Origin of the sequence: Cuneatibacter caecimuris (assembly GCF_004216775.1) — a bacterium.
Lineage (GTDB): Bacteria > Bacillota > Clostridia > Lachnospirales > Lachnospiraceae > Cuneatibacter > Cuneatibacter caecimuris.
Genome location: NZ_SGXF01000006.1, coordinates 170692 through 184752, shown reverse-complemented (window position 1 = coordinate 184752; position 14061 = coordinate 170692). Strand labels below are relative to the sequence as shown.

Genomic DNA, 14061 nt, shown 5'->3' with positions numbered 1-14061 from the left:
AATATGGGCAAGGAAAGTATAAAACTGATTGCAAATAACAAAAAAGCCAGGCATGATTATTTTATTGAAGATACCTTTGAAGCCGGGATGGAGCTGGTGGGCACAGAGGTGAAATCCCTGCGGATGGGCCGCTGCAGCCTGAAGGAATCCTTCATCCGGCTGGAAAAAGGAGAGGTGTACGTCTATAGCATGCACATCAGCCCCTATGAAAAAGGCAATATCTTCAACAAAGACCCTCTCCGCCCCAGGAAGCTCCTGCTGCACCGCAGCGAGATCAACAAGCTCATCGGCAGATCCGCCGAAAAAGGATATACTGTGGTGCCGCTTCAGGTCTATTTCAAAGGCAGCCTGGTAAAAATGCAGATTGCCCTGGCAAAAGGCAAAAAGCTTTACGACAAACGCCAGGACATCGCCAAAAAAGACCAGAAAAGAGAAGCAGAAAAAGAATTTAAAATCAGGAATCTAGGCTGAGTAAATTCACGCAGCCAGCCCCCCGCAGAGGGGGGCAGATAAAACAGATGCGTCGATAGCCATAAGGCACGGAGCGGCCGGAAGCAACCCCGGCAGAGAGGGGGCAGATAAAACGGAGGCGGCTATAGCCGTAAGGCATGGAGCCGCAGGAGTTTTATCTGCTCCCTCTCCGCGACTCTCCGTGCCTCCCCCCCACAGCAAAGACCGCAGTTCAGAAACGCCCTTCGTCTTCCTCAATAATCCGCATTCCCTTCATGCGGGCCAGGTTCATCAGCTTATCCCTCCAATCCCCATATACAGTCACTCTGTGCCATCCGAAGATATCCATATTCCAGTTTTTCATAATGCTGCGCACATTGCTCTCTGCCGCCAGCTTGGTACGGCAGCCTCTGTCCAGGCCCACATTGCCTACAGCAGTGCCGCTGTGGATGCAGAATGCATGGCAGTCTGTGTTGAAACGATATGTAGTGACAGGCTGCTGCAGCGGAAGCAAAGTCTGAACAGACGCGCCTTTCTGGTCTTCCGCATGGCTGCGGATATAATATTCACAGGATCTGGGGTCATCATAGCCGGACATACGGCTGCTGCATACACAGTGGTCATAGATGATTTGTCCGCTGGAGGTATCGATCACCGGATCAGACACAAAGCCGGGGCGGTTGAAGCCATACCGGGAGATCAGTGCGGAGAGAACAGAATCCACATCAGCTTCACAGATCCCCACTTCTTTGTTGTTCAACATTTCAAAAAAAGCCAGGCAGGGGTATGCCTTCATTCTGTTGCCGTAAAAAAGGCTGAGGCAATCCACCGTGACAGCAGAGCATCCCTCCTGTTCTTTTAATTTTTCCAGAGTATAATACAGCTTTGCGCTGCGGACAATTTCCGCCCGGTCGGGTTCTACAGGACGGATACAGTCTTTCAGCCAACGGTCAGCCAGCGCTTCTGCCTGTCCGAGAGGAATGCTGTCATACAGGCTGAATACATCGGCGCTGTTTTTGATGACGCATCCCACACCCCAGTGCTTTTCCAGCCCTTCCCGCTTGGCGGAAGAGAAAAAGGGATTGTCAGGATTGTCGCTGACGATCAGTATTTTATTTTCCTTCAGCTCTTTCAGCACTTCAATAATCTGTACGGTCTCGGCAAGATCTCTGTAGTCCATTGAGGAAACCAGGCCGACAGGCAGATTTTCTTTGTACACTCTGGTTGCGGCGTTCAGAAAAGCGCCGCTTCCGCCGTGAGGTAGATCTGCAATGATGACGGGAAACTGTGTGTCCGCCAGATCGCAGTAAGCATGATAGAGGGTGGGGTTATTGGTTGCGGTGATTAGAACAAGCCCGTCATAATTTTCCCGGTCAGACGCAAAACTGTCCCGGGCGCCCTGCTCGTCAGAGGTGATCAGGGTATCAAAGCAGGCTTCAGGCATCCTGGCCTGCATGACAGAAAGCATTTGGTCCGCGGCCTGCCGGTAATTAAAATTGATATGGGGCCAGCCGGGGGTGTTCTCAGGCTTTGCCTGAAGGACAAATTTGATTTTCGTTTTCACAATAGAAACCTCCTTTTTTAAACTGATTTTATTATCTTAGAAAAACGCCGGGTTAACTATTGATTATTGCGTTAAGATATTGTACTATGACGTTATGGAAGAGAGAAAAATTATGATTCATTCCTGTGGCATGACCGTGTGCAGAAGAGACTGGGAGTGGGATACGTCCAGGTATCCGCTGCCGGATTATGATCTGTGGACAGTGCTGCAGGGAGAAGGGGTTCTTACAGTAGAGGATCAGGAATTTCTGGTATCGGAAGGGTCTTGTATGCTTCTGCGGCCGGGAGGACATTATATAGGCAGGCAGAATCTCCAGAACCGCATGACGGTGATCCACTTACACTTTGACGTTCTAAAAGGAGATGGGACACCCGCGTGCCTGGAGGAAGAAATTCCGCTGTTTCGACAGCTGCGGGAATTCGAATTTGTCAGGCAGCTTCTATTTAAAATCCTGGATGCCTGGAACGGGAGCAGGGAGGAGGAAGCCGGACATTGGCTCCAGTCTGTTTTAGATGAGATTTCCGGACAGGACCGGCTTGCATCTGGAGGAATTCAGACTCCGGCGGGCAGCCAGATCCAGGCTTTGTGCCGGCGGATTCAGCAGAATCCCGGAGGTAAATACCGATTGGCAGATCTGGCGATGGAATTTGGATATTCCGTTGATTATTTCGGGCGCATATTTGCCGGCACGGCAGGAAAACCTCTGTCAGAATATGTGATTGGCGTAAGGATTAATCAGGCAAAATTGCTGCTGAGGGATTCCGGGGACAGTGTGGAACGAATCGCCGAAAAGCTGGGCTATGGAGACCCCTGCTTTTTCTGCCGGCAGTTTAAAAAATGGGAGGGATGTCCTCCGGGCAGATACAGGCGTCTTCTGCAGGCAGCGGGAATAAAGCGGGAAGAAAATCGAAAAGTTCTTGACAGTATAAAAGAAGGAGGGTATATTAATTAACAGAAAAAAGAAAGGGCAGGTAATCCTGAAAGGTGCTTGGTACATGTTGATTCGGTGAGTATGGCAGCTGATATTGATGCATAAGAACCACAGAGGTTCTCGTTTGATTGCAGAAATCTGCCGGAAAATCGGATCATGCCATAGCGCGCAGGGGAAACCTGCCTGCTTTGTTTCATAGGAAGCTGTGTTTCCTATGAAACAAAACCCTCCGGGGATGCGCACTACACGCTAAGGAAATATGGCCCCTAAAGGAACCGCGCTTCAGTGCGCGAGTCCGGCGAGCCGGATTCTTTATGTTTTGTCCTGCCCTGTGGAACGGACAGGACGGAGCTGTTGTGCGGCATCATGGCGTTTGAAGATTCTTCCGGCTTTCAGGCAGGAGGGATTTTTTTGTTATTGCTGGAAGGAAGAAATTTAAAGAAATTTTATGGGGACCGTCTGATTGTAAAGGCGGAAGAACTGTCTGTCTATACTGGGGACAAGATCGGAATTGTAGGAGCCAACGGCTCCGGAAAAACCACGCTGCTGCGGCTGCTGGCCGGAGATCTGGAACCTGATGAGGGATCGGTGGTCCGGAAAGGGGCGGTATCTTTTTGCCGGCAGGAGTGTGAAACGGAGGACTGGGCCGAAGGGCTGCCAGGAGAGGCTGAGAAATTGTGGAAGGTAAGGGAGGCGGCGAAACAAACGGAAGTCAGCGGCGGAGAAGAAATGCGGCTGAAACTTTCCCGGGCGCTTTGCAGGCCCAGCCATATTCTTTTTCTGGATGAACCTACGGCAAATTTGGATATAGAAGGAATCAGAATGCTCACAGAATTGCTGGGTAAGGCCGAGACATTTTTATGTATCAGCCATGACAGAGCATTTTTGGATCAGATCTGCAGTTCTGTATGGGAAATTGAGGAGGGAGAGATCCGAAAATATTCAGGCTCTTATTCTGATTATGCACAGAGCAGACAGGAGGAGCGCAGGCGGAAGGAACTGGAATACCTGGAATATCAAAAGGAAAAGAGCAGGCTGGAACAGGTGGCGGAAGAAAAGAGGAAAAAAGCCCAACGTATGGTTAAGGTTCCCAGGGGGATGGACCCCAAAGAAGCCAGAATGAGGAATTTTCTCTGTATTGTAGGAAGAAATTATGGTGGAAAGCAAAAGAGCATGCATCAGGCAGCTGTCAACGCAGAAAAGCGGGCCGCCCATCTGGAGGTCAGAGAAAAGCCCAGAGAACCTTTGAAAATCCGCCTGTGTTTTGAACGTACTGATCCGCCGGAAAATAAGAGAGTAATTCAGTCGAGCCACCTCAGTTTTTCTTATGAAGCCACAGGAAAAGTCATTTTTTCAGATACATCTTTTTCTGTGACAAACGGCAGGAAGACTGCTGTTATCGGCCCCAACGGGTGCGGAAAAACTACATTGCTGCGTTTAATCGGCGGTGCAAAGACTCTGCAGGATATGGAAAATCCCATCAGGATCGTGCCTAAGGCCCGACTGGGCATATTGACACAGAATCTGGCGGAGCTGAACCGCCGCCGCAGCGTTCTGGATAACGTGCTGGAAAACAGCGTACAGACAGAAGCGGCAGTGCGGGCCGTGTTGGACGGATTATTGTTTTCGTCAGGAAGTCTGAATCAGCCGGCCGGATTACTCAGCGGAGGAGAAAAAGTAAAACTGGCCCTGGCCATGCTCCTGGTGTCCGCGTCTAATGTGCTGCTCCTGGATGAGCCCACCAATTATCTGGATCTGCCGTCCATGGAAGCTGTGCAGGAACAGATCCGAAGCTATGAAGGCACCGTGCTGTATGTGTCACATGACAGAGAACTGGTGAATCGGACGGCGGATGACTTGCTGGTGATACGAGATCGTAAAATATATAAATTTCATGGTAACCTTGAACAATTTGAAGAATCGGAGAAGAGAAGAGGAAATCTAAAACCTGGCCAGGCAGGTAAACTTACAGAAGAAGACCGTTTGCTTTTGGAACTGGAACAGGCTCGGCTGGCCGGGCAGCTGGCCCGGGCAAAGTCTCCGGAAGAAAAGGAGGAGTTGGAACGGCGGTTCTGGGAAGTAACAGAGAAGCTGAGGAATCCATAATGAAGCATTGAGGGCTTTTGCGGTACAGTTTCCTGATATAAGAATTTTGTCCAGAAATATTTGTGATAAACAAACGCCGGCTTCTGTCTTAGAAACCGGCGTTTTGCTGTAGCGGAACAATATCGAATCAATCGCTTGGCAGCCCCTGGCAGTACCGTTTAACGAGGGATTGAATGCGTTCGGTGGGATTGAGCACGTCTCCGATGGAAGTGTCGTGGTTCAGAGTATTGATGATCACGGCAAGGTACTTACTCATATCCGCTTCCAGATACCAGGGCTTCTTTTCCAGCTCCGGTTCATGATAGTTCAGGTTTGTGGTGATAATGTAATCGATATATCCTTTTTCATAGTACAGGTCAAATTTTTCATAACCTTCGGTGAACAGGCCGAATGTACAGCAGACAATGACCTTTTCCGCCTTTCTTTCTTTCAGCTCTCTTGCAGTATCCAGCATGCTTTCTCCGGAAGCGATCATATCGTCCACAATAATCACAGTTTTTCCGGATACGTCAGATCCCAGAAATTCATGAGCCACAATGGGGTTGCGGCCGTTGATCACTGTGGAATAATCCCGGCGTTTATAAAACATCCCCATATCGACGCCAAGGTTGTTGGCAAAATAGACAGAACGGTTCATCGCCCCTTCATCAGGGCTGATCACCATCAGATGTTCCTTATCGATTTTCAGGGAACGGTCATTGCTCAAAAGAGTCTGCATGAACTGATAGGGAGCTGTAAAATTATCAAATCCATGGAGAGGGATGGCGTTCTGCACTCTCGGATCATGGGCGTCAAAGGTGATGATGTTGGCAACTCCCATATTGGTCAGTTCCTCCAGAGCAGTGGCGCAGTCCAGAGATTCTCTGCGATTGCGTTTATGCTGTCTGCCTTCGTATAAATATGGCATAATCACATTGACCCTGTGAGAAGAAGCCATTGAGGTAGCAATGATCCGCTTCATATCCTGATAGTGGTCGTCCGGGGACATGTGGTTAATCTGCCCGCAGAGAGAATAGGTGAGGCTGTAATTTGTTACGTCGGCCATCACAAAAACATCCGCGCCCCGAACGGATTCCATCAGCATCCCCTTTGCCTCCCCCGATCCGAAACGGGAGCATTTCAGGTTCATCAGATAGGTATCCGCGTCGTATCCGCGGAATTCAATACTTTTCTGTTTCTTTTTCAGCGCTTCCGCATCGTGACGGCGGAAAGTAATGATGTGTTCATTGACCTTTTCTGCCAGTTCCCGGCAGCTTTCCAGAGCCGCGATTTTCAGCGGCGCTACAGGAATAGTGTCTTCAAAAGTATATTCAGCCATGATTTCCTCCAATGGTAAGTTCATTACAGCTACATTTTATACCAGCTTTCGGCAATCCGTCAAGCATTAAGAGGAGGTTTTGACAAATTCTCCGGAAACTGATATGATAATAAATGGTAAAGACTGCAGAAGACGCAGGAGGATTATAATGAAGAAAAAGCAGGAAGGCCATGTGATCGCTTCCATTGAACCGGGATCTATCGCGGAAGAACTGGAACTGGAGCCGGGAGATGTGGTGCTGGCGGTCAATGACAACGAAATAGAAGATGTTTTTGATTATCATTACCTGATTAATGATGAATATCTGTTAATGCTGGTGAGAAAGGCTGACGGGGAAGAGTGGGAGCTGGAAATAGAAAAAGAGTTTGAGGAGGATCTGGGCATTGTTTTTGAAAACGGCCTGATGGATGATTATAGATCCTGTTCCAATCAATGTATTTTCTGTTTTATCGACCAGATGCCTCCGGGGATGCGGGATACGCTGTATTTTAAAGATGATGATTCCAGGCTGTCCTTTCTGCAGGGGAACTATGTGACGCTGACGAATATGAAGGATCACGATCTGGAACGGATTGTGAAATACCATTTATCCCCCATTAATGTCTCTGTGCAGACGATGAACCCGGAGCTGCGCTGCATGATGCTTCATAACCGTTTCGCGGGATCAGCCCTGAAGAAGCTGGACAGGCTGTATGAGGGCGGCATTGAGATGAACGGTCAGGTTGTGCTGTGCCCCGGGGTGAATGACGGTCCGGAACTGGAATATACAATCGCTGAGCTGGAAAAATATGTGCCGCAGATGCAGAGCCTTTCGGTGGTTCCTGTGGGGCTCAGCAAATTCAGGAAGGGATTATATCCTTTGGAGCCTTTCACCAGGGAACAGGCGGAGCAGACCATCGACCTCATTGAGAAGTGGCAGAAGCATTTTATGGAATGTTTCGGCATTCACTTTGTCCAGGCCAGCGATGAATTTTATATTCTGGCAGGACGTCCCCTTCCTGAGGCGGAACGCTATGACGGATATATCCAGCTGGAAAACGGCGTGGGCATGGTGCGGCTTCTGCTGGAAGAGGCTGAAGAAGCAATACGGGTTCTTCCCGGAGACCGGGCGGAGCGCAAAGTTACCCTGGCGACCGGCAGGCTGGCGGCGCCGTTTCTGGAGGAGATTGTGGAAAAGATCCGGAAGAAATATCCCAACACCAGGGCGGAGGTCCGGGCCATACGGAACGATTTTTTCGGGGAGACGATCACTGTGTCCGGGCTGGTGACGGGCCGGGACCTCATCGCCCAGCTGAAAGAACGGGATCTGGGGGAACGGCTTCTGCTGCCGGAGAATATGTTTCGCAGCGGTGAAGAGGTTTTTCTGGATGATCTCACAAAAAAGGATGCAGAAACCGCTTTACAAGTCCCGGTGCATATTGTAAAATCAAGCGGGCAGGCTCTGGTGTACGGAATCCTGGGCCTGGAGGAAGAGAACGGAAATATGCCTGATTATCAGGCTTATGAATTGAAGGAGAGAACGGATGAGTAAACCGATTGTAGCCATTGTGGGCCGCCCCAACGTGGGAAAGTCCACCCTGTTTAACGCGCTGGCCGGCGATAAGATTTCCATCGTAAAAGATACCCCCGGCGTGACGCGGGACAGGATTTACGCGGAATGCACCTGGCTGGACCATCATTTCACGCTGATCGACACCGGCGGCATTGAGCCGGATTCCAAAGATGTGATTCTTTCGCAGATGCGGGAGCAGGCGCAGATTGCCATTGACACGGCGGATGTGATTATTTTTCTGGTGGACGTGCGCCAGGGCCTGGTGGACGCGGACGCCAAGGTGGCGGATATGCTGCGCCGCAGCAAGAAGCCGGTGCTGCTGGCAGTCAATAAAGTAGACAGCTTCCAGAAATTCATGGCGGATACCTATGAATTCTATAACCTGGGCATCGGTGATCCTGTGCCGGTGTCCGCAGCTTCCATGCTGGGGCTGGGAGATATGCTGGACGAGCTGGTGAAGTATTTTCCGAAGGATTCTGAGGACGGAGCGGAGGATGAGCGCCCCCGCATCGCCATCGTAGGCAAGCCTAATGTAGGGAAGTCTTCTATTATTAATAAGCTGGTGGGAGAAAACAGGGTGATCGTGTCTGATATCGCGGGAACCACCAGAGACGCGGTGGATACGGATATTGTCTGGGACGGCCGGGAGTATGTGATGATCGATACCGCAGGCCTGCGGCGCAAGAGCAAGATCAAAGAAGAGCTGGAGCGCTACAGCATCATCCGCACTGTTTCCGCAGTGGAGCGGGCGGATGTGGTGCTGGTGGTCATTGACGCGGAAGCAGGCGTAACGGATCAGGATACCAAGATCGCCGGAATCGCCCATGAGCGGGGTAAGGGCGTGGTTCTGGTAGTGAATAAATGGGATGCCATAGAAAAAGACGACAAGACCATTTACCGTTTTACCGAGAAAATCCGGGAGCAGTTCGCGTATATGAGCTATGCGGAGATCGTCTTTGTCTCTGCCAAGACCGGGCTGCGTCTGGGAAAATTGTTTGAGACAGTGGATATGGTGATCCAGAACCAGAACCATCGGGTGGCCACCGGCGTGCTCAATGAAATCATGACAGAGGCTGTGGCGATGAAGCAGCCGCCTTCCGATAAGGGGAAACGCCTGAAGCTGTATTATATCACCCAGGTATCAGTTAAGCCCCCTACCTTTGTCATATTCGTCAATGACAAAGAGCTGATGCATTTTTCATATACAAGATATATCGAAAACCAGATCAGGAATGCCTTCGGCTTTAAGGGCACCTGTCTGCGGTTCATTATACGGGAAAGAAAGGATAAAGAGTGAAATGTGGCGCATAGTATGTCTGATCATCGGTTACTGTTTCGGCCTGTTCCAGACAGGATATCTTTACGGGAGGATGCATGGTGTTGATATCCGCCAGAAAGGCAGCGGCAATTCCGGGGCTACCAATACGCTGAGAGTGCTGGGAATAAAAGCAGGCCTTATTGTTTTCCTGGGGGATATGCTGAAAACACTGATCCCCTGTCTGGCTGTGCGGCTGATTTTCGGGAATACAGAACCAGAAGCGGCATATATTTATATGATGTATACCGGAATCGGCGTTGTGTTAGGGCATAATTATCCTTTCTATCTGAACTTCAAGGGAGGGAAGGGAATCGCCGCCACTGCGGGCCTGGTCATTGCCATGGACTGGAAAGTTGTGGCGATTGGGCTTCCGGCGTTTATCATTGTGGTTGCAGTTTCCAGATTTGTTTCTCTGGGGTCCATTGTGGTGGTGACTGTAGTATGGATCTGTATGCTGGTGTTCGGACAGCTGGGCTATTACAGTCTCACTCCGGCAGGAAAGATAGAATTTTATCTGCTGGGCCTGTTCTGGATGCTGCTGGCAATCTGGCGCCATCGGGCTAATATCAAACGCCTGATTGCAGGCACGGAGAACAAGCTGAGCTTCCATAAAAAAGAAGAGTGACGGAGGGCGATATGGCAAAGGTATCAGTAATCGGGTCGGGAACCTGGGGAACTGCCCTGGCGGTGCTTCTTTTTAGCAACGGTCATGAGGTGATCCTGTGGTCTGCGCTGGAAGAAGAGGTGAAGGAAATTTCTCAGCGCCGGTCTCACAGAAACCTGCCCGGAGTGAAGATCCCGGAAGGCATCCTGGTAACCGGGGATCTGGAGGAGGCCTGCAAAGAGAGGGACGTCCTCGTGCTTTCGGTACCGTCGGTGTATACCAGAAGCACGGCTTCCAGAATGAAATCCTATGTTCCGAAAGGCCAGATCATTGTCAACGTGGCCAAGGGCATTGAAGAGAGCACGCTGATGACGCTTACGGAACAGATCGCGGAAGAACTGCCTCAGGCTGACGCTGCGGTGCTGTCCGGGCCCAGCCATGCGGAAGAGGTGAGCCGGGGCCTTCCTACCACCTGCGTGGTGGGCGCCTCCTCTAAAAAGACAGCGGAATACCTGCAGAATCTCTTTATGTCTCAGGTGTTCCGTGTCTACACCAGCCCGGATATTCTGGGAATCGAACTGGGGGGAGCGCTGAAAAATGTGATTGCCCTGGCCGCAGGCATTGCGGACGGCCTGGGCTATGGGGATAATACGAAAGCGGCCCTGATCACCAGGGGAATCGTGGAAATCACCCGCCTTGGAGTGGCCATGGGAGGCAAAGCAGAAACCTTTTCCGGCCTTTCCGGCATTGGGGATCTGATTGTAACCTGCGCCAGCATGCACAGCCGCAACCGCCGGGCCGGCATCCTGATCGGGCAGGGGAAGACCATGCAGGAAGCCATGGACGAGGTGAATATGGTAGTGGAGGGCGTTTATTCCGCCAAGGCGGCGCTGGCCCTGTCCAGAAAGTTTTATATAGCCATGCCCATCGTGGAACAGGTCAATGCAGTGCTTTTTGACGGGAAGACGCCGGGCGAGGCAGTAAAAGAATTGATGCTGCGGGATAAGCGGATCGAGAGCAACACGCTTCCCTGGGAGAAATGATATGAAAAAACAACGAGATACCAAGTGGATCTGGCTGGCGCTGACAGCCGGATTCACCTGTTTTATTTTTGGAAATTCCGCGCTTCCCGGGACGGTATCCTCAGGCAACAGCGGATTTGCGCTGGATATTTTGCAGAATGTCCTGAGCTTTCTGGGATTGCCGGGAGAATGGCTGACTGAGCATGTGATCCGTAAATCAGCCCATTTCGCGGAATATGCGGCTCTGGGCCTGCTGCTTTCAAAAACCTGGAAAATGTGGTTTCCTGAGTCTGCATGGAGGAAATGGCCGGTGTTGTTTTTGGGGCTGCTGACGCCGGTATTGGATGAAACGCTGCAGCTGTTCGTGGAAGGGCGTTCCGGTCAGGTCAGCGATGTGGTTCTGGATTTTTCCGGCGTGCTGGCAGGATGTTTCCTGGCATGGGCAGCGGGAAAGATTAAGAATTTATAAAGAATTCATTTGACAATCAAATCAGCCTTCGTTATAGTAATAACAGTATGTCCGGCCGGGCGCCGGAAGTTTTGGAGGTAAAAAGAAACATGGATATGACACAGAAAGTGCCGAATCTGACAATCGCACTGATGGGGCTGACGATCCTGATGCTGATCATTGTTCCCATATATCTGTTCCGAAAGCTGAGCGATGAGCTTCGGATGGAATTTAAATGTGTGATGCTGGGAATCCTGACCTATGTTCTCTGTTCAATGGCTTTGCCGATGCTGTTTACGCTGCCCCTGGGTTATGTGAATGGGATGGCTGAATTTGTAGACAGCAATCCCAATGCCTGGGCTTGTATCAGCGGGCTGATTTATTCCGTATGCGCTTACTTTTCCATGTGGGTGGTGATTCGTTTCTTTATGGCGAGGAACCGGTCAGGCGCGGATATGTTTGCTTTTTCAATCGCCTTTACAGGAACGGAAGCAGTGGCGCTGGCTGCCATGACCATTCTTGGAAATCTGATGCTGGCATTTGGAATCAATTCCACAGGCCTGGAAGTTCTGATGCAGGATGTACCGGCGGATCAGGTGGAAAGCACTCTGGCAGGGCTGCAGGCAACGCTGCTGAATTCAAATTCCCTGATTTATTTACGTTCTTTCCTGGAACTGCTTCTGGCCTTTGTGGCGAGACTTGCAGAGGGGATGCTGTTTTACCTGGCATTTACAAAACGCATATCCTTGAAATGGACGGCTTTGGGATTTGTGATTGAATTTTTGCTCCGCGTGTTCAGTATGATCAATGTAGAACGGACTCTTTTGTACTATGTGATATACGATGGGACGCTGCTGGTACTGGCGGCAGGAGCTTCGTATCTGGCGTTCCGCTTATATGCCAGGACTATGCCGGAGGATGTGGAGCGCGTTCGGGAGAAACTGCCTAAGTGGGCGCTGCGGCTGGCGGACAGGGGCCGGAATAATTAAGAAATTTTCACTCAGGGGTTGTAATTGAAATCCATGTGCTATATAATTCACTTATCAAAAATATTCGGAGGTGTTTGTAATGAAAAAATATGTATGCGATGTATGCGGCTACATTTATGATGAAGAGGCCGGGGACCCGGAAAACGGCATTGCGCCCGGGACGAAGTGGGAGGATGTTCCGGATGATTTTGTCTGCCCTCTGTGCGGAGTGGGTAAGGACGAATTTTCCGAAGAAGCGTGAGAATCCTGCCGGTTTGATAAAATTGTAACAATATTTGCCGGATTTCACGGAATATCACATTTTGTGAAGCAGTAAAACAACTGTTGTTTTACTGCTTCCTTTTTTTTTGATATTATGCTACAATATAAGACAAATATGATTTCTGCCTGAGAGCAGAAGAAAGTGAGGAAATTTTGGCTGGCAAAGGAACTTTCAGAAGTGGAATCCACCCGGACGGCGGGAAGGAACTTTCTATGGACCAGCCGGTGCGCGAACTGGTAACAAAAGGAGATACTGTCTATCCGATGTCTCAGCATATCGGCGCCCCGGCGGCGCCTCTGGTGAAAAAAGGCGACCGGGTGCTGGTAGGGCAGAAGATCGGGGAGGCAGGCAGCTTTGTTTCCGCCAATGTATTCAGTTCCGTATCCGGTACGGTGAAGGCGGTGGAGCCCAGACTGATGGTGTCTGGGGAACAGGTGATGTCCGTGATAGTGGAAAATGACGGGCTGTTTGAAACAGTGGAAGGTTTTGGAACTCCCCGGGACTGGCACGGCCTTTCTCCCCAGGATATCCGGAGCATTGTAAAAGAAGCCGGAATTGTGGGCATGGGCGGCGCAGGGTTTCCCACTCATGTGAAGATCTCGCCTAAGGATGACGCTGCGATCAGCTACGTGATTGTGAACGGAGCGGAGTGCGAACCTTATTTGACCTCTGACTACCGGATGATGCTGGAAGCGCCGGAGCAGATCGTGGAGGGGCTCAGAATTCTGCTCTCCCTGTTCGACAATGCCCGGGGCGTGATTGCGGTGGAAGACAACAAGCCCAGAGGCATTCAGTCTGTCCGCCAGGCGGTGGGAGAGGATTCACGGATCAGCGTAATGCCGCTGAAAACAAAATATCCTCAAGGCGCGGAGCGTATGCTGATCTATGCGGTCAGCGGAAGGAAAATCAATTCCTCTATGCTCCCTTCCGACGCAGGCTGTATTGTCTGCAATGTAGATACGACGATCAGCATATACCGGGCGGTCTGTGAGAATAAGCCGCTGATCCGGAGGATCATTACTGTGACCGGAGATGCGGTTGCTTCTCCCTGCAATTTCAGCGTGCGCACCGGCACCAGCTATCAGGAGCTGATCGATGCTGCGGGAGGCTTCAAGGTTCAGCCTGAAAAGATCATTTCCGGGGGCCCGATGATGGGAATTGCTCTGTTTTCTACCGAATTGCCGGTGACGAAAACCTCTTCCGCGCTGACCTGTTTTTCAAAGGATATGGTGGCGCAGGAGGCGGAAACGCCCTGCATACGGTGCGGAAGATGTGTTTCCGCCTGTCCGGAGCACCTGATTCCCCAGAAAATGATGGACTGCGCGGAGAATTTTGATGAAGCAGGCTTTGAAGCGCTGCAGGGCATGGAATGCTGTGAGTGCGGAAGCTGTACTTTCGTCTGTCCCGCCAAACGGCAGCTGACCCAGGCGTTTCGGCAGATGCGCAGAAGCGTGATGGCAAGCAGAAAGAAAAAAGGATAAAGAGAGGGCAAAACAA

At 50.7% G+C, this 14061-nt stretch carries 13 protein-coding genes; 11 read left to right on the top strand and 2 right to left on the bottom strand.

What is annotated here, in order from left to right:
* The first annotated feature begins 3 nt into the window (after window positions 1-3).
* Window positions 4-471: an SsrA-binding protein SmpB gene (gene smpB, locus EV209_RS13680; protein WP_130436033.1), complete on the top strand. Its 468-nt coding sequence runs from the start codon at window positions 4-6 to the stop codon at window positions 469-471.
* Window positions 472-682: 211 nt separating this feature from the next.
* Here smpB and EV209_RS13675 read toward each other — a convergent pair whose 3' ends face one another.
* Entirely contained in the window at window positions 683-2014 is a 1332-nt protein-coding gene (locus tag EV209_RS13675; protein ID WP_130436032.1) for a hypothetical protein, read from the bottom strand.
* Between the two features lie 112 nt (window positions 2015-2126).
* Between EV209_RS13675 and EV209_RS13670 the strand changes: the two genes are divergently transcribed.
* Both EV209_RS13670 and abc-f read left to right on the top strand, forming a co-directional pair.
* Window positions 2127-2966 (top strand): helix-turn-helix domain-containing protein, encoded by an 840-nt coding sequence (locus EV209_RS13670; RefSeq protein ID WP_165388937.1) that lies wholly within the window; start codon window positions 2127-2129, stop codon window positions 2964-2966.
* Between the two features lie 390 nt (window positions 2967-3356).
* Complete coding sequence (abc-f, locus tag EV209_RS13665; protein WP_165388936.1) at window positions 3357-5051, top strand: ribosomal protection-like ABC-F family protein; 1695 nt, start codon at window positions 3357-3359, stop codon at window positions 5049-5051.
* A gap of 127 nt (window positions 5052-5178) precedes the next feature.
* On the opposite strand, the gene EV209_RS13660 is transcribed toward abc-f, so the two are convergent.
* Window positions 5179-6372 (bottom strand): ribose-phosphate pyrophosphokinase, encoded by a 1194-nt coding sequence (locus EV209_RS13660; protein WP_130436059.1) that lies wholly within the window; start codon window positions 6370-6372, stop codon window positions 5179-5181.
* Between the two features lie 145 nt (window positions 6373-6517).
* Between EV209_RS13660 and EV209_RS13655 the strand changes: the two genes are divergently transcribed.
* From EV209_RS13655 to rsxC, 8 genes are all read left to right on the top strand, one after another.
* Window positions 6518-7900 carry a DUF512 domain-containing protein gene (locus EV209_RS13655; RefSeq protein WP_130436029.1) on the top strand — a complete coding sequence of 461 codons (1383 nt, stop codon included), beginning with the start codon at window positions 6518-6520 and terminating at the stop codon, window positions 7898-7900.
* On the top strand, window positions 7893-9218 hold the full coding sequence (gene der / locus EV209_RS13650; protein ID WP_130436028.1) for a ribosome biogenesis GTPase Der: 1326 nt from the start codon (window positions 7893-7895) through the stop codon (window positions 9216-9218). Before EV209_RS13655 ends, der begins: the two co-directional genes overlap by 8 nt.
* Window position 9219: 1 nt before the next feature.
* Window positions 9220-9864 (top strand): glycerol-3-phosphate 1-O-acyltransferase PlsY, encoded by a 645-nt coding sequence (gene plsY, locus EV209_RS13645; RefSeq protein WP_130436027.1) that lies wholly within the window; start codon window positions 9220-9222, stop codon window positions 9862-9864.
* A gap of 11 nt (window positions 9865-9875) precedes the next feature.
* The gene (locus EV209_RS13640) at window positions 9876-10886 is read left to right on the top strand and encodes an NAD(P)H-dependent glycerol-3-phosphate dehydrogenase (protein ID WP_130436026.1); all 1011 of its coding nucleotides are present in this window, start codon (window positions 9876-9878) and stop codon (window positions 10884-10886) included.
* 1 nt (window position 10887) lies between these two features.
* Window positions 10888-11334 carry a VanZ family protein gene (locus tag EV209_RS13635; protein ID WP_130436025.1) on the top strand — a complete coding sequence of 149 codons (447 nt, stop codon included), beginning with the start codon at window positions 10888-10890 and terminating at the stop codon, window positions 11332-11334.
* 89 nt (window positions 11335-11423) lie between these two features.
* A complete protein-coding gene (locus tag EV209_RS13630; protein ID WP_165388935.1) occupies window positions 11424-12302 on the top strand; it encodes a YhfC family glutamic-type intramembrane protease in 879 nt (292 codons plus the stop codon).
* A 79-nt stretch (window positions 12303-12381) separates the two neighbouring features.
* Entirely contained in the window at window positions 12382-12543 is a 162-nt protein-coding gene (gene rd / locus EV209_RS13625) for a rubredoxin (protein ID WP_130436023.1), read from the top strand.
* A gap of 173 nt (window positions 12544-12716) precedes the next feature.
* Window positions 12717-14045, top strand: coding sequence for an electron transport complex subunit RsxC (gene rsxC, locus EV209_RS13620; RefSeq protein WP_279387340.1), 1329 nt, complete (start codon window positions 12717-12719; stop codon window positions 14043-14045).
* Window positions 14046-14061 lie beyond the last annotated feature (16 nt).